Source organism: Streptomyces sp. NPDC005752 (assembly GCF_040630715.1).
In the GTDB taxonomy this organism is placed as follows: domain Bacteria; phylum Actinomycetota; class Actinomycetes; order Streptomycetales; family Streptomycetaceae; genus Streptomyces.
The window spans coordinates 32,314-49,891 of record NZ_JBEXYB010000008.1; the positions used below are offsets into that span (position 1 = coordinate 32,314).

The 17,578-nt window shown below is 71.0% G+C and carries 13 protein-coding genes; 11 read left to right on the forward strand and 2 right to left on the reverse strand.

The annotated features are described in order from the left end of the window. Positions 1-33 precede the first annotated feature (33 nt). Genes ABZ441_RS09125 through ABZ441_RS09150 form a run of 6 tightly spaced genes read left to right on the forward strand, consistent with a single transcriptional unit; the run spans position 34 to position 9,319 of the window. On the forward strand, positions 34-1,362 hold the full coding sequence (locus tag ABZ441_RS09125; protein WP_358970205.1) for a condensation domain-containing protein: 1,329 nt from the start codon (positions 34-36) through the stop codon (positions 1,360-1,362). After that, positions 1,355-2,599 carry a cytochrome P450 gene (locus tag ABZ441_RS09130; protein ID WP_358970004.1) on the forward strand — a complete coding sequence of 415 codons (1,245 nt, stop codon included), beginning with the start codon at positions 1,355-1,357 and terminating at the stop codon, positions 2,597-2,599. Before ABZ441_RS09125 ends, ABZ441_RS09130 begins: the two co-directional genes overlap by 8 nt. Continuing rightward, a complete protein-coding gene (locus ABZ441_RS09135) occupies positions 2,589-5,699 on the forward strand; it encodes an amino acid adenylation domain-containing protein (protein WP_358970006.1) in 3,111 nt (1,036 codons plus the stop codon). The genes ABZ441_RS09130 and ABZ441_RS09135 overlap by 11 nt, the downstream gene beginning before the upstream one ends. 32 nt (positions 5,700-5,731) lie before the next feature. Further along, on the forward strand, positions 5,732-7,504 hold the full coding sequence (locus tag ABZ441_RS09140) for a non-ribosomal peptide synthetase (RefSeq protein ID WP_358970008.1): 1,773 nt from the start codon (positions 5,732-5,734) through the stop codon (positions 7,502-7,504). A 4-nt stretch (positions 7,505-7,508) separates the two neighbouring features. Continuing rightward, complete coding sequence (locus tag ABZ441_RS09145) at positions 7,509-8,282, forward strand: hypothetical protein (RefSeq protein WP_358970010.1); 774 nt, start codon at positions 7,509-7,511, stop codon at positions 8,280-8,282. Then, a complete protein-coding gene (locus tag ABZ441_RS09150) occupies positions 8,264-9,319 on the forward strand; it encodes a phosphopantetheine-binding protein (protein WP_358970012.1) in 1,056 nt (351 codons plus the stop codon). Before ABZ441_RS09145 ends, ABZ441_RS09150 begins: the two co-directional genes overlap by 19 nt. 12 nt (positions 9,320-9,331) lie before the next feature. On the opposite strand, the gene ABZ441_RS09155 is transcribed toward ABZ441_RS09150, so the two are convergent. Beyond that, positions 9,332-10,111 carry an alpha/beta fold hydrolase gene (locus ABZ441_RS09155; RefSeq protein ID WP_358970014.1) on the reverse strand — a complete coding sequence of 260 codons (780 nt, stop codon included), beginning with the start codon at positions 10,109-10,111 and terminating at the stop codon, positions 9,332-9,334. A 919-nt stretch (positions 10,112-11,030) separates the two neighbouring features. On the opposite strand from ABZ441_RS09155, the gene ABZ441_RS09160 reads away from it, so the two are divergent. Together ABZ441_RS09160 and ABZ441_RS09165 are read left to right on the forward strand one after the other, a co-directional pair. Then, positions 11,031-11,684 (forward strand): 4'-phosphopantetheinyl transferase superfamily protein, encoded by a 654-nt coding sequence (locus tag ABZ441_RS09160; protein WP_358970016.1) that lies wholly within the window; start codon positions 11,031-11,033, stop codon positions 11,682-11,684. Positions 11,685-12,343: 659 nt separating this feature from the next. Further along, complete coding sequence (locus tag ABZ441_RS09165; RefSeq protein WP_358970018.1) at positions 12,344-12,904, forward strand: hypothetical protein; 561 nt, start codon at positions 12,344-12,346, stop codon at positions 12,902-12,904. A gap of 299 nt (positions 12,905-13,203) precedes the next feature. Here ABZ441_RS09165 and ABZ441_RS09170 read toward each other — a convergent pair whose 3' ends face one another. Then, positions 13,204-13,665: a DUF5709 domain-containing protein gene (locus tag ABZ441_RS09170; protein WP_358970020.1), complete on the reverse strand. Its 462-nt coding sequence runs from the start codon at positions 13,663-13,665 to the stop codon at positions 13,204-13,206. A 528-nt stretch (positions 13,666-14,193) separates the two neighbouring features. On the opposite strand from ABZ441_RS09170, the gene ABZ441_RS09175 reads away from it, so the two are divergent. From ABZ441_RS09175 to ABZ441_RS09185, 3 genes are read left to right on the forward strand one after another with little or no spacing between them, the layout of a single operon-like run. Further along, complete coding sequence (locus ABZ441_RS09175; RefSeq protein ID WP_358970022.1) at positions 14,194-15,810, forward strand: diacylglycerol kinase family protein; 1,617 nt, start codon at positions 14,194-14,196, stop codon at positions 15,808-15,810. Position 15,811: 1 nt separating this feature from the next. Continuing rightward, a complete protein-coding gene (locus ABZ441_RS09180) occupies positions 15,812-16,765 on the forward strand; it encodes a YihY/virulence factor BrkB family protein (protein WP_358970023.1) in 954 nt (317 codons plus the stop codon). Beyond that, positions 16,766-17,551, forward strand: coding sequence for a phosphatase PAP2 family protein (locus ABZ441_RS09185; RefSeq protein ID WP_358970025.1), 786 nt, complete (start codon positions 16,766-16,768; stop codon positions 17,549-17,551). Positions 17,552-17,578: the final 27 nt, after the last annotated feature.

Sequence of the window (17,578 nt, forward strand, 5' to 3'; positions counted from 1 at the left end):
CAACAAGCCTATGGAGGAAACGAGTTGAGTCAGGTGAAGACCGCGCCGCTGACCTTCGGCCAGCTGTCGGTGCTGAGGGACCTCGACCTGTCGGGGCCCGACGAGCAGAGCGACGGCAATCTCCCTCTCGTCCTCGACGTCCCCCTCGGTACGGGCGTGGACCAGGTGACCGAGGCGTGGGCGAGGCTGGTCGAGCGGCACGAGGCGCTGCGGACCGTCTACGACCGCCGGGCCGCTGAGCCCACCCAGACGGTCCAGCCCTTCCTGGGCCTGGAACTCGACACGACCGAGCTGACCGACCCCACCCGGGAAGCGGCCATGACCGTCGCCGAGGAGTGGGCACAGCAGGAGATCCACTTCGACGTGGATCACTCGTGGCGCGCGGCCGTCGGAGTCCACCGAGGTGTCGCCACCCACCTGGTGTGCGTCGTGCACCACCTGGCCGCCGACAGCGCAGCCTGCACCCTGCTCGAGGGTGAGTTCCACACCCTCGTGTCCGGGGGCACCCTCGCCCCCGACCCGCCACAGCCCGTCGATCTCGCCCTGGAACAGCACCGGGACGAACAGCAACGCCGCAGGACCATCGACTTCTGGCTCGACGAGTGGCGGGGATTCGTCGACGAGGACCGGCGGGGCGGCGACACGAGCCGGCGGTACCGGGCCGTGCTGTACTCCGAGCGTGCGCAGAACGCCGCTCGCGCGGTCTCCGAGCGCCTCTCCGTGTCCGTCCAGTCCGTGATCCTCGGTGCGGCCTCACTCGCACTCTTCGACCTGAACGGCCGCGACCGGGCCACGTTCGGGCTGCTCGCCGGCAACCGCGTGGACAAGCGCTGGCAGACTCTGGTCAGCAGTATGAACCAGCTCGCCCCGGTCACTGTGTCCGCCGAACGGGACACCGCCCCCGAGGCGTTCCTGCGCACGCTCTACATGGGCAGCCTGGAGCGCCTGCTCCACGGCTCGTACAGCGTCGACGAACTCCGCACCCGGCTCGTGGAGGCCGGCAGCGTCAACCCCGACCCCCTGCAGTTCGACTGCTACTTCAACTACCTCGGGGAGATCGCCGTGCCCCCGGACGAGGGGTCACCGGCACACGAGGGTGTCGAGTGGTTCGCCGATGCCTGGCAGGGCGGGCCGCGCTTCAACCTCAGAGTCGCACTGGGTTCAGGTCTGCACCTGTCGCTGACCGCGAGCGAGGACTACCTCGGCGGCGAGGCGACCGGCCGCTACCTCGCCTCCGTCGAGACCGCGTTGATGAGCCTCGCCGACGGCGCGCCGGGCACCGTGGGCGCCGTCGACCTGGTGCCGCTGCGGAAGGTCAGCCCCCCGCCGTGCGGGGAGGACGGAGGTACCGCCGATGAGTGACCCACAGCGGACGGCGCAGGACGCCGCCCCCCGCACGGGCCGTTGCCCCTACCACGTGTCCGGCCGAGCGCAGGCGGACCCCTGCACGGACTACCTCCACCTGCGGGACGACGAGTCCGTCCGCTGGGACGAGGACCTCGGAGTATGGCTCGTCACCGGATTCCGCGAGGTGACCGAACTCCTGCGCCACCCGTCCCTCTCGGCGGCCTGGCCCGAGCAGGGCAGGAGCAAACTGCACACCTCCGCGGAGGACGGGAGCGGCGACGGGAGCCGTACCTCCGAACTGGTGCGCAGGTGGTTCATGTTCAACGACGACCCCGCGCACGCCGACGCCCGGAAGATCGTCGCCCCGCTCTTCTCGGCAGAGCGCCTGGCAGCGGCACGCCCCGTCGTGGAGAAGCTCGTGGACGAACTCCTCGCGCCCGAGCGTGACGTGCTCGACGTCATGGAGGACCTCGCGGTCCCTCTGTCGAGCCGGGTCATCTGCCACATCCTCGGGCTGCCCGATGACGTGGCACCCCGCCTCGCGGTGTGGGCGCCCGACATCGCGGCGCTGCTCGTCGCGGACTACCTCCCCGAGGTGGTCACCCGCGGGTACCAGGCACTGCACGAGGTGACCGCGGCCGTCGACGACGCGCTTCGGGGCGAGGTGCCCGAGGGGTCGGGTCTGTGGCTGCTGGCGGAGGCGCACGGGAGAGGCGAGATCGAGCTCCAGGACGTGTGGGCCACCGCGAGTCTGCTCATCTACGCCGGCTTCGAGACGACCTCCACCTTCATAGGCAAGGCCGTACGGGCCGCTCTGCACGCGGGGGCCTGGGCGGAGGTCCTGGAGGCGGGGCCGACAGCCGCCGTGGAGGAACTGCTGCGCTTCGACACCTCCGTCCAGCAGCTCGCACGCTTCGCGACCGCCCCGGTCGACGTCGCGGGGCACCGCATCGAGGCCGGCGACCTCGTGCTGATCATGCTCGGTGCCGCCAACCGCAGCCCGGCCGTGTTCGGCGACCCCGACCACCTCCGGCCCGGCCGGGAGATCAGACGGCACCTCACGTTCGGATTCGGCGCGCACTACTGCCTGGGAGCCGGACTGGCACGGCTGGAGACCGAGGTCGTCCTGCGAAGGCTCGGCGCCCGCTGGGACGTCGTCGAGGAGGCCGCCGCACCCGTGACCCGCTCGCACTACGGCCTCACCGTTCTGGAACACCTCAAGGTCAGAGGGGGAACCCGCAATGACGCGTGACGCCGCAACCGGCTCCTACGTCCACGGCCGGCTCATCCACGAGGCCGTCGTCCGCCGGGCCCGCGCGCACCCCGGAGCCCTCGCCGTCGTACAGGGCCGCACCCGTCTCACGTACGAGGAACTGGACGCGGCCAGCGACGACTACGCCGCGGAGCTGCGCGCCCTGGGCGTAGCCGAGGGGCACCGGGTGCCCGTACTGATGCGCCGCTCACCCCAGTACGTGGCCGTCGTGCTCGCCGTCCTCAAGTGCGGGGCCGCCTACGCCGCCCTCGACCCGAGCTGGCCCGAGGAACGGCTGACCTCCATCCTCCGGCGGCTCGAACCTCCGCTCGCGGTGGTGGAGGAGCCCCGCCACCTCGATGTGCCCGTCTGGTCCGCGGCGGACAACCCCGTCGGCGAAGCGGCCCGACGCCGGCGCCGGGCCCCCGTCGCCACCTGCGACGGCGGAAGCGCGGCCACCGTCTTCTTCACCTCGGGCAGCACCGGCGTCCCCAAGGGCGTGGTCACCCCGCACCGTGCCACCGCCCGGCTCTTCCAGCCCGGAGGCTTCGCCGACTTCGGTCCCGGGCATGTCATGCTCGCGTCGGTAGCTTTGCCGTGGGACGTCGCCAGCCTCGAGCTGTGGGGGCCGCTGGCCTGCGGCGGCACGGTCGCGCTCGTGGAGGACGAGTACCTGCTTCCCTCCGGGCTCGCCGCGCTCGTACGCGACCGGAGCGTGGACACGGCATGGCTGACCACATCCCTCTTCAACGCGTTCGTGGACGAGGACCCCTCCTGCTTCCTCGGGCTGAGGCACGTGCTGACAGGTGGGGAGAGGCTGTCGCCCCACCACGTCCGCCGCTTCCTGGACGCTCACCCGACGGTTCGGCTCACCAACGGCTACGGACCCGTCGAGTCGTGCGTCTTCACCACCACGCACGACGTGGCGCGGCATGACACGGAACGCCCGCACGGCATCCCCGTCGGGAGGCCCGTGCCGCACACGACCGTCCACGTGCTGCGGGACGGCCGCACGTGTCCGCCGGGGGAGACCGGAGAGATCTGCATCGGCGGGGACGGACTCGCCCTCGAGTACCTGGGCATGCCCGAGGACACCGCCGAACGCTTCGCCGACACCGCCGTCGACGGAGAGACCGTTCGCATCTACCGCACCGGGGACCTGGGGTTCGCCGACCCCGACGGACTGCTCCACTACATCGGCCGGGCCGACCGGCAGGTGAAGATCCGAGGACGCCGGATCGAGCCGCTGGAGATCGAGAACGTCTGCCTCTCCCTGCCCCAGGTCAAGCAGGCGGTCGCGGTGCCGGTGGCGGGCCAGGACGGCTCCTACACCGCCATGGTGCTCTTCTACGTCGCGGAGCCGGGAGCCGCCGGGGGGACCGCCGCTCCGGCGGCCGTACGCGACCACCTCGTGGCAGGGCTGCCACCCCACAGCGTCCCCGACGACCTACGGCGGGTCGACGCGATCCCGTTGTCGGCCACCGGGAAGACGGACACCGCGCGACTGCTGTCGATGTCCCGCACGGCACGCGACGACGCATGGGCCGAGACGTCCGCGCCCGGCGCGACCGCACCGCCCGAAGGCCGGTGGACGGCGGTCGTCCGGGAGGAACTCCGCACACTCCTGGGAACAGAGGCGGCGCCCGACGTGCCGTTCGCGATGCTGGGAGGCACGTCCCTCGACGCCATCCGCCTCTGCGCGCGGCTCTCCGACCGTACGGGCGTCCCCGTGCCCGTCTCCGGCTTCCTGCGCAACTCGACGGCCAATGGCCTGGTACACCTCCTGGAGACCGGCTCCGCCCCCGAACCGGCCCGTACGACGGGTCGCGACGACCGGGTACGACTCGACGGCATCCAGGCCCACTTCGGCCTGCTGCACGAGCTGGACCCGAGCGATTCCGCGGCCCTCTGCCACCTGCTGTGGGAGGTCACCGGTCCGCTGGACACCGCCGTCCTGGAGCAAGCCCTCAACGACCTCCAGCAGCGCCACGAGGCCCTCAGGACCGCGTACCGCCTCGACCCCGAGCCGGTGGCCGTCGCACCTGACGCCGTACACCCCGTCCGCGTCGAGACCCTCACCGCCGACGACGGACCGGTGGCCGCGCGGCTGGAAGAGGCGCTGAACCGGCCCCTGTCCGTCGAGGACGGGCAGGTCTGGCGGTGCGTGCACGTTCCGGTGGACGACGCCAAGGCGCTGCTGGGCGTCACCGTCCACCACATCGCCTTCGACGGGTGGTCGCAGGATCTCCTCGTCGCAGAGCTGACGCACGCCTACGATGCCCGCAGCCGCGGAGCCGGACCGCGCTTCGAGCGCCCCGCGCCGACCCTGCGCCAAGTCGCCGACGAGGCCGCGCGGTTCGGGGCTCCCGAAGAGGCCGCCGCTCAACTGGCGTACTGGACGGACCATCTCGAGGGCCTGCCGGAGCTCAGCGTGCCCGCAGCCGGGCCGGAGGAGGAGGGGCCGGTCACGAACCTGGGGTTCACCCTGGACGCGGAGGTCACCGACCGCCTCCGCGCCGAGGCCGCACAGCTGGGATCGACCCTGTTCCTGCCTCTCGTGGCCGGGTACGCGGCCGCACTCGCCGAGGTGACCGGGCAGGACGACTTCGGCATCGGCGTACCCCTGGTGCGCCGTTCCGGACCCGACTCGATGGCAGCCGTGTCCTGCCTGGTGGACGTCGTGTGCCTGCGCCTTGCCGGAAGGGAGGGCGCGCCGGCGCTCGCAGACCTGGCGAAGGTGGCACGTCCCGTGGTCGACGAGGCCTTCGCCCGCCAGGACGTTGCCTTCGCCGAGGTGGTCCGGGCGGTCCGGCCGCCCCGGACCGGCCGCAACCCGCTCTACCAGACCATGTTCGCCATGCAGAGCTCCGCGCCCGTCGAGCTGGCGCTCACCGGGTGTGAGGTGGAGCGCCTGCCGATGGAGCCGCCGACAGCCATGCACGAGATCGTCTGCGAGGTCTGGCCGACGACGGGCGGCGGGCTGCGCGTGGACATCTCCTTCCAGGCGGACCGTGTCGTCTCCGGCACCGAGCACCGCCTGGCCCGCGTCTACGAGGAGCTGCTGGTCTCCGGCGAGCTGCCCGCCTCTCCGCGCCCTTGAACAGCCACCACCCGAAGGGATCCCACCTCCACATGCAGGACATTCCAGAGGAACGGACGGTCGTGCGCCTGCTGCGGCGCTTCGCCGAAGAGAACCCGGACTCGACGGCGGTCGAGTGCGGCAAGGACGTGCTGACCTACCGCCGTCTGTGGGACGAGGCCGGCACCGTGGCGGCGCGTCTCCAGGAGACGGAGGGGTTCGAGCCGGACTGCCTGTTCGCCGTCCTCTTCGAGCGGGGCGTACCCGGCGTGGTCGCCCAGCTGGCGGCCTGGCGCGCCGGGGCCGCCTACCTCCCGCTCGACCCCGCCCTGCCGGACGGGCGCATCGAGTCGGTCCTCGACGACGCACGGCCGCTCGCCGCACTGGCACAGCCCGACCTGCGGCACCGGATACCACGAACGGTGCCCGTGTCGCCGGGTGCTCTCCCCGGCCCCGCGGAACCGAAGCGGGTTCGGCCGACACTCGCCTACTGCATCTACACGTCAGGTTCCACCGGGACGCCGAAGGGCGTGGAGGTCGCGCACGCCAGCCTGTCGAACCTGCTGGACTGGCACCGTGAGACGTACGGGACCGGGTCCGGCACGCGCGTGGCCGCCTTCGCCGGCCTGGGGTTCGACGCCTCGGTCTGGGAGACCTGGGCGGCGCTCGCCAACGGCGCGACCCTCGTCCTCCCGGCCGAGCCGCTGGGCGGCGACGTCGCGGCCATCGCGGACTTCCTCCAGGAGAACGCGATCGAGCAGTGCTTCCTGAGCACCCCGCTGGCCGAGGAGCTGATCGGTTCGGACACGCCTCCGCAGTCCCTGCGGGTCCTGCTCACCGGAGGCGACCGGCTGCGGGTACGGCCCGGCGGGTCGTTCCCAGCCGCGGTCCACAACCACTACGGCCCGACCGAGGCCACCGTCGTCACGACCGCCAGCCGCGACCTGCGCGGAACCGGCGACCCAGGCCGGCCTCCGGTCATCGGGAAACCCATCACCGGCGCGCGCGTCCGGCTGGTCGATCCACGGGGCCTCGACGTGGACGGGCCCGGCGCGACCGGTGAACTCCTCATCTCGGGAGCGGTCCTGGCGTCCGGATACCGCAACGACCCCACCCTCACCGCGGAGAAGTTCGCACGTACGGCCCCCGCGGCCGACGGCGGCCCCGAAAGCCACGACGAGAACACCGGCGGGACGTCCGGCCGGTGGTACGCCTCCGGAGACGTCTGCCGCTGGACCGACTCCGGCGACCTCGAGTTTGTGGAACGACGCGACACCCAGCTCAGCGTTCGCGGCAACCGGGTCGAACCGGCCGAGATCGAGCACGCCATGCTGCTGGTGGCGGACGTCAGTCAGTCGGCCGTCGTGCTCTGCGACGACGGCTCGGGCGGCTCACTGGTCGCCTTCTACACCGGTGAGGCCCCCGCGGAGGCGCTGCAGGAGGAACTGGCGGCAAGGCTGCCCCGGTACATGGTCCCCTCCCGCGTCCAGCGGTTGGACGCCATGCCGCTGACCCCGAACGGCAAGATCGACCGCAACGCCCTGCGGGACGTGCGCGCCGAGCCGGCCCCGCAGTCCGACGAGGCCTTCCGGCCCGGCTCCGTCGAGGAGGGCATCGCGGAGATCTGGACCGATCTGACCGGCATCGTGCCGAGCGCCCGCGACAACTTCTTCGACGTCGGCGGGCATTCGCTGCTCGCGGCACGAATGATCGGCAAGGTACGTGACCGGTTCGGCGTGAAGGTCGGGCTGCGGGCCGTGTTCGACCACCCGGTCCTCGAGGACCTCGCCGCCGAGGTCGACGCGGCCTCCAGGAAGGGAGACTGAACGCATGTCAGGCAACACGACCACCCACGCCGGCCCGATCGTCGTCATCGAGTTCGGCAACGAGATACCGCAGCGCAGCTTCGACCCCGTCCTCCCGCCGGAGCTGCACGCGCACCGCGTCAGGATCGATCCGCTGCGGTACCCCGGACTCGCCGAGAAGGTACCCGACCTGGCGGCACAGGCGCGCCACTGGGCAGCCGAGATCGCGACGGCCGGGCCCCCGCGGGCCGTGTTCGCCTACTGCACCGCCGCCGAACTCGCGAGCATGCTCGTCGGCGAACTGCCCGCGCCGGGGACGCCGCTCGTCGTCTTCGACCCGGTGGTCCCCGACCCCGGAACGCCCCGGGAACTGCTGCTGGACCTCGCCCTGGGCATGGACGACACACTGGAGCCGTCGGAAGTGCCGGACATCACCGGTCTCCCGGCGTCCGACGCCCTGCGGCTGGCCAGTTCCTTCCTCCGCTCCCTGGTCACGCGGGCCGCACCCGACCTGGACGACGAGATCGCAGACGAACTGACGGAGGGTCAGCGGGCCTGGCTCGGCTTCACACTGTCCGCCGCGGCCGAGCGCACCACCCTTCCGAAACTGGGCCGCGTCGTCCTCAGCAGGGACTCCGAATGGGCGGAGACCGACGCGCACTCGGTGCACCGGACTGAGCTGAACGTGCAGGAGCTGTTCGGGACACCGGCGGTCACACCTCTGGTGGAGGAAATCCTCTCGGCTCCCGCGGCCGGAGAGGCTCAGGGGGAGGAAGAGCCGTGCAGTCGCACTTCGTAGAACGAGACGCCACCGAGGCCGTCGTCGCCGCCCAGTGGTCGCGGGTGCTGGGCCGGCCGCCCGCGTCCCTGGACGCGGACTTCTTCGGCTCGGGCGGGTCCTCCCTGCTGGCTGCGAAGCTGGTCTCCGCGCTGCGGGGCGCCCTCGGCACCCGGATCCCCCTGCAGACGCTGTTCGAGGCGTCGACGTTCGGGGGTCTCAGCGCCCGGATCAGGAACGACACCCCGGGATCCGGCGGCCGACTGCTGACCCTCAACCCCCAGGGCACCGGCGCGCCGCTGCTCCTGGTGCCGGCGGCCAGCGGTGGGGTCATCGGCCTCCACCGGTTCGGCGGCGACCCGGTCGACCGTCCCGTGCTCGGCCTCCAGGCCCGGGGCCTCGACCCCGCGGAGGGCGAACCCTGCCGCACCCGGGCGGAGATCGTCGACGACTTCATCGGCGTCCTGGAGAAGGCGGACGCGCCGCGAAGCCTGCACCTGGCCGGATACTGCGTGGGAGGCATCCTCGCCTACGAACTGGCGGCCGGGCTCCGTCTGCGGGGATGGGACGTGCGGTCCGTCATCCTGCTGAACACCTCGCTGTACTGCCCGCCGCTGTCCGTGAGCGACGCCGCCCGGGAGAAGCTCGTGTCCGTCGCGGGGGAGGCGGGCATAACCATCACCGAGGGCGAGGAGCCGGACGCGGCAGCGGTGTTCCGGGCGGTGAGCTCGATGGGAACGGACCCCATCGAGACCGACTTCGCCGAATTCGAGGCCGGCTTGCGGGTCTTCGGCTCGGTCGGGTCCGCGGTGTCCGGGTACGTGCCCGAGCCGGGCGACTTCGCTGTGCGCCTGTTCTCGACGGACGACAGGGACGATCCGTCGGACGTCGAGCGCACCACGCACCCGGTCACCGACTGGCCGGACCTCGGACTCGCCGATTACCAGCAGCACCACGTGCCCGTCGACCATTTCGAGATGATCGTGCACGAGCCGACCCTCAAGGCCGTCGAGAACGCCATGAGACACATCGACGACGGCCGAAAGGATCGGATCTGACCCGTGCGAGGACTACCGGCCGGATGTCTGACCGGACCCGACGAGACGATTCGCCATCTCCTCGAGAAGCGGCTTCCTGGACTCATGCAGGAAGAAGTGGTCCCCGGGCAGGACGACCGCGTCGAGATCACCCTCGACCAACTCCGACCACTGCTGGAGATGGTCCATTCCGACGGCCGGGTCGCTCGTGCCGCCGAATACGGTGACCGGTGCGCCCGGAGGCTTCTGCGGAAGAAAGGAGTAACGCGAGAGCATCGCATAGTCCGCGCGCACCGCAGGAAGCAGGATTCGCATGAATTCGGAACTCCGGAGAATCTCCTCCGGTGTTCCGTTCATTCGCCTTAGTTCCTCGATGAGTTCCGCTTCGGGAAGCGTGTGCAGGTCTCGTCGGCCGTCGTGAACGGCCGGCAGCGCGCGGATTCCGGAAAGGAACATATGGGCCGGTTCGACGTCGTGCTCCTCGCGCAGGACCCGAGCCGTCTCCCAGCAGACGATCGCCCCGAGACTGTGTCCGAACAGGGCGAAGGGCTCCTTCGAGTATTCCAGCAACGCCGGGACGACGGCGTCCAGGGTCGCTTCCAGCGTGTCTACCGGATCCTCGAACAACCGATCCTCACGGCCCGGCGGCTGAATGGCGTGGACATCGATCTCGTCCGGCAGTAGATCAGCCCATCCGCGGAATGTGGAAGCACCGCCACCGGCGTAGGGAAAACAGAACAGCCTTATGCCGCCCGGTGGGTCGGTCTTCGACAGTCGTTGGACCCAGGGCTGCGTGGGCGGAATTCCTTGCATGTGCGTCCTCGTCTTCGTTTCCGGTCCAACTCGTCGGCCCGAACAGCGTGCCACAGTGCCGCCTGCGGGGCGAGCTTTCACAGTGGATTCCATGACGCTTCACCGACTGTCGCGCTCGTCACGGTGAATGCATTCTGGCCGGCACCGACCTGAGCCGGTGTCAGTGCGGGTCCGCACGGGCTGCGACCCCGGGTGACGGGTCGTCGAGCCGTATCGATGTCCCGCCCTCCCGGTGTTCTCGGGCGCAGTCCCGGGTGATCGAGTGCTGTGCGGGGAGATGTACGTGGATGGAGCCGACACCTTCCTGGCGGATTGTCCGGAGAACGTGCGGCGCGACCGGCGCGGTACGGGGGGGGCGTCTCACCGCGGCGCCCGGGCGGACCCCGCCCGGTGTTCCCTCTTCGCGCGACTGCCGCGTCGCGGGTCCCCCTTGCCGCCGGTGCCGAGAGGGCGAGGCCTCCGAAGCGGGAAGGCATTCACGTCGAATTGTCCAACAGTAGCCATGACTGCTCTCCTGCGCCGTTCACGGTCCATATTGGTCCGGTATGCACGGCCGTACATCCCGCCGTGACGAGGGGAGATATCGCCTGCCCCGAACTGCCGCATACCCCAGAAGTGTTCCTCCGTGAGCCGGACGAGCTGTCCAACTCGCCCTCGATGTCGGGTAAGTCGGCGTGCGGAGTTGTGTGCGGAATGAGCGGCCCAGGGGCGTTCCGGGTTTCCTCCGAATCGCTTGCCGGTGCCCTGTGGCTGACGTAGCGTGGCTCGAGCCGGGCGTGATCGCAAAGGGCCGGTGTTCGCTGATGGTTCGGCCGAATCCGCGCCGTCGGCAACGAGGTCGCTCCCGCTCCGGAAACCCCGCGCGAGAAGCGGCCTCGGGACGGGTGGGTCGCAAGACGCACCGCACGGGGGAGCGCTGATGATCGAAAAGCTGTTGCCATCTTCGGTGGCCGTCGCCGAGACGTACGGCGACCCGCCCCACGCTCCGTTCCTGCGCGGGGAGCTGGAGGCGGTGAGCTGTGCCGTGGAAGGCCGGAGGCGAGAGTTCGCCGCCGTCCGCTGGTGTGCCCGCAGAGCGCTCGCGGACCTGGGTGTCGGACCGTCCGCCATCCTCCCCGGTGAGCGCGGCAGCCCCGTGTGGCCGGAGGGTGTCGTCGGCAGCATGACGCACTGTGACGGATACCGGGGAGCCGCTGTCGGCCAAGTGCCCGGCGTGCTGGCGTTAGGCATCGACGCCGAGCCTCATCTGCCCCTGCCGGAAGGGGTGCTGAACATTGCGGCGCTCCCTGCCGAGCAGCGGCGGATCGCGGACATGCAGCGGCTCGCTCCCGAGATCTGCTGGGACCGACTCCTGTTCAGCATGAAGGAAGCCGTCTACAAGGCGTGGTTCCCGCTCACCCGCCGTTGGCTGGGTTTCGAGCAGGCGGACATCACGATCGGCCACGACGGGACCTTCTCGGCCCACCTGCTCGCGGACGATCCCGCCGTCCCCTCCGAAGGGTTCGCGGGCCGATGGCTCGTGGAGGAGGGGCTCATGGTCACCGCCGTCGCGGTCACGGCACAGCGGCACTGACGGCGGCGCGTCGGCGTACGGCCTTCACGGACGGCGAGATGTCGGCATGGTCGTCCTGTTCACGCCTCCGTCCGGACGCCGCTCCGTGACCTTTGTTCCTTCGATCCGATTCGATGTATTCGCTGGTGATTGAGGTCACCGATGTATCCGTTGATATTGTTCATGCCTGTGTAATAATCAGGTATCGAGAAGCTCTATTCGGTGATGATGGGCTGACTTGGGGGGTGGGAGGTGGGTGGGCTCCCTTTTCGGGCAACGAATTCTAATTTCTGTGTTCCGGGGTCCGGTTGCCACTGTGCGGTGTGGGCGGTCAACGGGTGCGGCCGCGTCTTAGCTCCTTCTTCTTGAGCGAACCTGCGGTATGTGATGGCGGAAAGCGGTACAGGAAATTTCCAATGGTGACGACGGGAATCGATGTGTCGAATGATGTGCAGCGGGGCGAGCGATGTCGAAATTGCGATGAGGACGTCGCCCGGATGCGGCAGGCCGGCCAGGACCGGCTGCGCGTGTGCGGAAAGTGTTTCGATCAGTTCAGGCAGGATCTGAGAGCCCTTCCGCGGCTCTACCGCCAGTGCGAGGAAATGCTGACGGTTTCACCTCAGAAGGGCGAAAAGGTATCTCATCAGCTGGGTCGCGGGATTTCGCTCAATTCCCGAGCCGTGGATGCCCGTGATTCTCTCCGGGTATGTCTGCTGGCCTGGTCCGACCTGGTCGCCGCCGAGCGGGCCTGCGCCGCCCCCGACCGGTCGGTGGACACGATGGCGGCCTTTCTCCACGGCCATGCCCGGTGGCTCTGCGCACACGCGGCAGCCGGTGACGCCGTCGCCGAGATCACCGAGGCGACAGCCACGGCGAGACGGGCCGCCTATCCGACCCGCACCCGCAAGTTCAGGGTCGGCTCGTGCGTCGAGCCGCAGTGCGGTGGCTCCCTGGTCGCCGTGATCCAGCCCCATGAGCAACTCCTGCCGAGTGAGCTGCGCTGCGACATCGCTCCCGAGCACACCTGGCCCGCGCACCGCTGGCGTGAACTGGACCGGCGGGTGAGCCGGCAGAACGCCTCGGGCGGCGAGCGGTGGCTCACCGTCGTGGAGGTCTCCAAGCTGTGGGGGCTGTCCACCAGCAACGTCTACCGCCTGGCCTCGGTGAACAGCTGGCGGCGGCGCGCGAACGGCCGCCGCGTCTACTACTACGAGGCCGACGTGCTCCAGTCGGTGGGGTGACGACGTACCGTCGAGGCGGGAACAGGGCCGGTGCCGGTAGGCGCATGACGTGAGGTCAGACGCCTGGGAGTCCGAGAACCGGGCCGCGTTCCTGCCCCTGCGGGGCGCCCGTTGACCGGGCCGCGTTCCCGCCCTTGCGGGTGCCCCTGAACCGCGCGTCACCGGGGGCGGCGCACCCCGTTCCGCCGTGCGCACAGGTGAGTCGTCGCGTGAAACCGTTCCGGCATTCCCGGGCACCGGCCCCTGGGGACGGCGGGGAGACCGGTCACCTGCCTGGGTCGACCCGCCCCGACGGCTGCTCATACCCCTTCGTCGTCCTGGATGTGCACCGCCGCCTCCTCGGCGGACGCCGCGCCGCCGTCGATGCCGACGTCGCGCCCGAGCACCCTGTTGTTGCGTACGGCCCCCGGTTCCTCGTCGGCGGCGGCGACGCGTCCGGCGCGCTCGTCCCCGGCGTCGTCCTCCTCGGGGCCGTTGTCCTCGGGCTCGTCGTCGGCCCGGTCCTCCAGAACCGGGTCCTCCTCGGGCACCTCCTGCGCGAGGCGCCGATCGAGCGACTCACCCTCCCGCTGCTCCTCGGCGGTGGTGCCGTACTTCGACACGCCGAGAGGCTTCTCCGGAGGGGAGTACCCCGTGTCCAGCATGTCGTCGAGGTCGGGCTCGTCGATCACGTTCTCCGGGTCGAGGTCGTCCGTGGGCCGGTTGTCCGCGTCGGACCCGTCCGGCTGGTAGACGTCGTCACCGCGTCCTGCTTCCGTCATCGGGCCGCTCCTTCCCTTGAGGTGTGCCGTATCGGCCGCCGCCCTGCGCGGGCCACGCGGCGTCGCCGCTCTTCTGCCCACGTACACGCGTCCCAGTGATACGGATTCCCGACGGACGCTCGCCCCTGTGGGCACACGCGGTGCCACTGCCGGGCTGAGGGGAAGCCCTGGTCAGGCCCATTCCGGTCAGCCCCGGCAGCTTATGGCCGATCCCCGGCCGCTGCGACCGGGGCGGACCGCCGACCGGCAGCGGAGGGCGGTCACGGGGAAAAAGCGGGCCGGTGCCGGACTGCAGGTCTGGAGCGCCGTGGAGAGGGAAGACGGCGAAACGCCGGGGGTGAGACCCGGCCTCACTCGCAGCTCCAGGGGCATCGAAACGACGGGAAAGCCATGCCGACCGACATACCGGAAAGACGTACAGTCCTTCCTGGCACGCACGTCGCCGCCGTGCCGCCTCCTGCCGAAGGGCCCCCGCCGTCCCGTCCCGCCCCCGAGTGCCCGCCCGGCACACCGGAGACCGCCGGGGGCATGGGCCGGGCCGTGGGAATCATCGTCTCGGCGGCGACCTGCCAGGCCGCCCTGATGGTGGGACTCGGGCTCCTGATCACCGGGCCGGCGGTCCGGTTTTGGCCCCTGGCATCCGAGGACGAGATCACCGACGCGCTGGAGCGGGCCCGCACGGGCACTCTCGACACGGTGTCCCGCGTCGTGTCCGAGGCGGGCAACACCGTCACGGTCGTCGTCGGCACCCTCCTCGCCTGCGTCATCCTGCTGCTGGTCCCGAGGCTGCCCCGGTGGCGCGACGCGCTCTTCCTCGCCGTCGCCGTCTCCCTCCAGTCCCTGGTCTTCCTGGTCATCACCGAAGCGGTGGACCGGAACCGGCCCGATGTCGAACGCCTCGACGCCTCGCCCCCGACCTCCAGCTACACCTCCGGACACACCGGCGCGGCGACAGCCCTCTACGCAGGCCTCGCCGTTCTGGTCCTGCACCGGACCAAGGGGCCGTGGCGCAGAGTCGTGGCGGCCCTGCTGCTGCTCCTGCCCCTGCTGGTGGGTGTCGCCAGGGCGTACCGCGGGATGCACCATCCGACGGACGTCGCGGGAGGTCTGCTGAACGGGGGGCTGTCCCTGCTGATCGTCGGGCGCGCACTCCTGACGGGACCACATGTGCCGGCCGCCGCGCCCGCCGGTACGGAGGCCCGGGAGGAACCGGCCGGTACAGAGCCCGGCCGCACCGTCGTCGTCTTCAACCCCACCGTCACCGACGAGGCGGCCCGCGCCGGTCTGCGGCGGGTCCTCGAGGACCACGGCCACCGCGCGGCGGAGTTCGTACCGACCACGGCCGACGACCCGGGCGAGGGACAGACGGCGCGGGCGGTGCGGGAGGGCGCGCAGCTCGTCGTGGTGTGCGGCGGTGACGGGACGGTTCGCGCGGCCGCGGAGGCGCTCGCCGGCACGGGCATACCGCTCGCTGTGGTCCCCTGCGGCACGGGCAACCTGCTCGCCCGCAACCTCGGTCTGCCGGTGAGACCGGCGGAGGCACTGGCAGGCGCGCTGCGCGGGGCTCCGCACCGCATCGACCTCGGGCGCGTCGAGGGCGACGGCATGGCGCCCGCGCACTTCACCGTGATGTCCGGCGCAGGGCTCGACGCCGCGATGCTGGAGAGCACCGGAGACCGCGCCAAAGCCCTCCTCGGCTGGCCCGCGTACGTGGTGGCGGGCCTGAGGGAGCTGCGGGCGCCCCGGATGCGTCTGACGGTCGGCGTCGACGGGGCGCCGCCCCTGCGACGCACCGCCCGGATGGTACTGGTCGCCAACACCGGCAAGGTGCAGGGCGGAACCGCGCTGGTCCCGGCGGCCCGGCCGGACGACGGCCTGCTCGACCTCATGATCCTCGACCCGCGCGGACCCGCGGGCTGGCTGAGCGCCGTCGTCACCCTCGTGCGCCGCCGGCCGGAGGGCGGGGCCGGCCGTACGGACGGGCCCCCTGCCGTGGAGTACTTCACCTTCCGCCGGGCGGACGTCCTGTTCGACGCACCGCAGCAGCGCGAGCTGGACGGCGACACCGTGGCGCCCGGCCGGCGTCTCACCGCCGAGGTCAGGCCCGGTGCGCTGACGGTGCTCCTGCCCGTACGAGGAGACTGAGATGGGTACCGCCACCAAGGTCCCGCAGACCCGCGACATGGTCGGCAGCGAGCTCTCCGGCGACGAAGCGCTGGTCACTCTCCGGCACTACGGCCGCTGGCCCCTGCTGCGTGACTCCTTCGTCCGCTTCCGGTACGCCGACGGCTTCAGCCACTCCCGTGCGCTCGCACTGCAGACCGTGCTGGCCGTGGTGCCGCTGGTCATCGCCTTCGTCGGGCTGTCCACGGCCCTGCACACGGAGAACCTGGGCCGGGTCGCCGAACTGACCATCCACCGGATCACGGCAGGGCCCAGCGCCGCGGTGGTCGACGACGCACTGGACCGCAGCCGGCGCAGTGCCGACGACGGTGCCCAGCTCGCCCTCTGGTTCGGGCTGGTCTTCTCCCTGACCAACACCACCACGGCCATGTGCCAGATCGAGCGCGGCGCCAACCGCATCTACGGGGTCGAGCGTGACCGGGTCTTCCACCTGAAGTACCTGCGGGGTCTGGTGATGTCGCTGACCGCCGGAGTCCCGCTCGGTGCCGGCTTCGTCGCGATGGTGGCCGGAGGCGACCTCGTGGCCGCCGTGGTCGACGTGTACGACCTCGGTGCCGGCGCGCGGTCCGCCTGGGACATGCTGCGCTGGCCCGCGGGCGTCGTCCTCGTGATCCTCTCGGCGAGCGCGATCTTCCGCTGCTCGCCGAGGCGCCGCCAGCCCGGCTACACCTGGCTGGCCTTCGGCGCCGCCGTCTATCTGGTGCTCTGGACCACGCTGACGTGGCTCCTCAGCCTCTATCTGCAGATCAGCGGTTCGTTCGACACCGTGTACGGGCCGCTCACAGCCTTCATGTCCCTGCTGCTCTGGGCCTACCTCACCTCCATCGCCCTCTTCCTCGGACTCTCCTTCGCCGCGCAGCTGGAAGCGGTGCGGGCCAAGGTGTCCGATCCCGTACAACCCGACCCGGGAGCCTGAATGACCGCCCGACCCGTTGACCCGGCCCGACGAGGTAGCCGCCGCGACATCGACCGCAGATTCGGGATCCGGCTGTTCGGTTCGGCAGCCGTAGCCGCGGTCGCCGCCGTCCTCTTCGGCCTGCTGCTCGTCCTCGTGGAGAGCGGTTGGCAACCGCTGCGGCGCCTCGACGCGGGCGCGGCCCGGTGGCTGAACCGTGCCGCCCTCGACCATCCCGCCTGGACCGGCACCCTGCGGTTCTTCTCCGACGTGGTGTGGGACCCCGTGACCCTGCGTGCCGCGGTCGCGGTGCTCACCCTGTGGCTGGTGTACCGCCGTGCCTGGCGGCTGGCCGCGTGGTCGGCCGTCACGGCGGTGGCCGGAGGGCTGACGGGGCTGCTGGTGAAGATCGTCGTCGAGCGGGCGAGGCCTGCCCTCCCCGACCCGGTGGCGCACGCCCCCGGCTTCTCCTTCCCCTCCGGCCACGCGATGGCGGCCACGACCTCGTTCGCGATCCTGCTGCTCGTCCTGCTCCCCTTCGTGCGCCGGGGCCTCCGTCCCCTGTGCTGGGCCGTCGCCGCCGTGTCGGTGCTGGGCGTCGGATTCACCCGCGTCGCGCTCGGCGTCCACTGGTTCAGCGACGTGGTCGGCGGCTGGGCGCTCGGGCTGGCGGTGGTGGCTCTGACCGGCTGGTCCTTCAAGGCGTGGCGCGCGGACGCGGGCCTGGGACGGACCGAGGTGGCCGAGGGCCTGGAGCCCGAACTGAGCGGCGAAGACCCCGAGACGACGGGGCCCACCTGTCGATAGGAACGTTTGTTCTAATGCTTGGGTAGA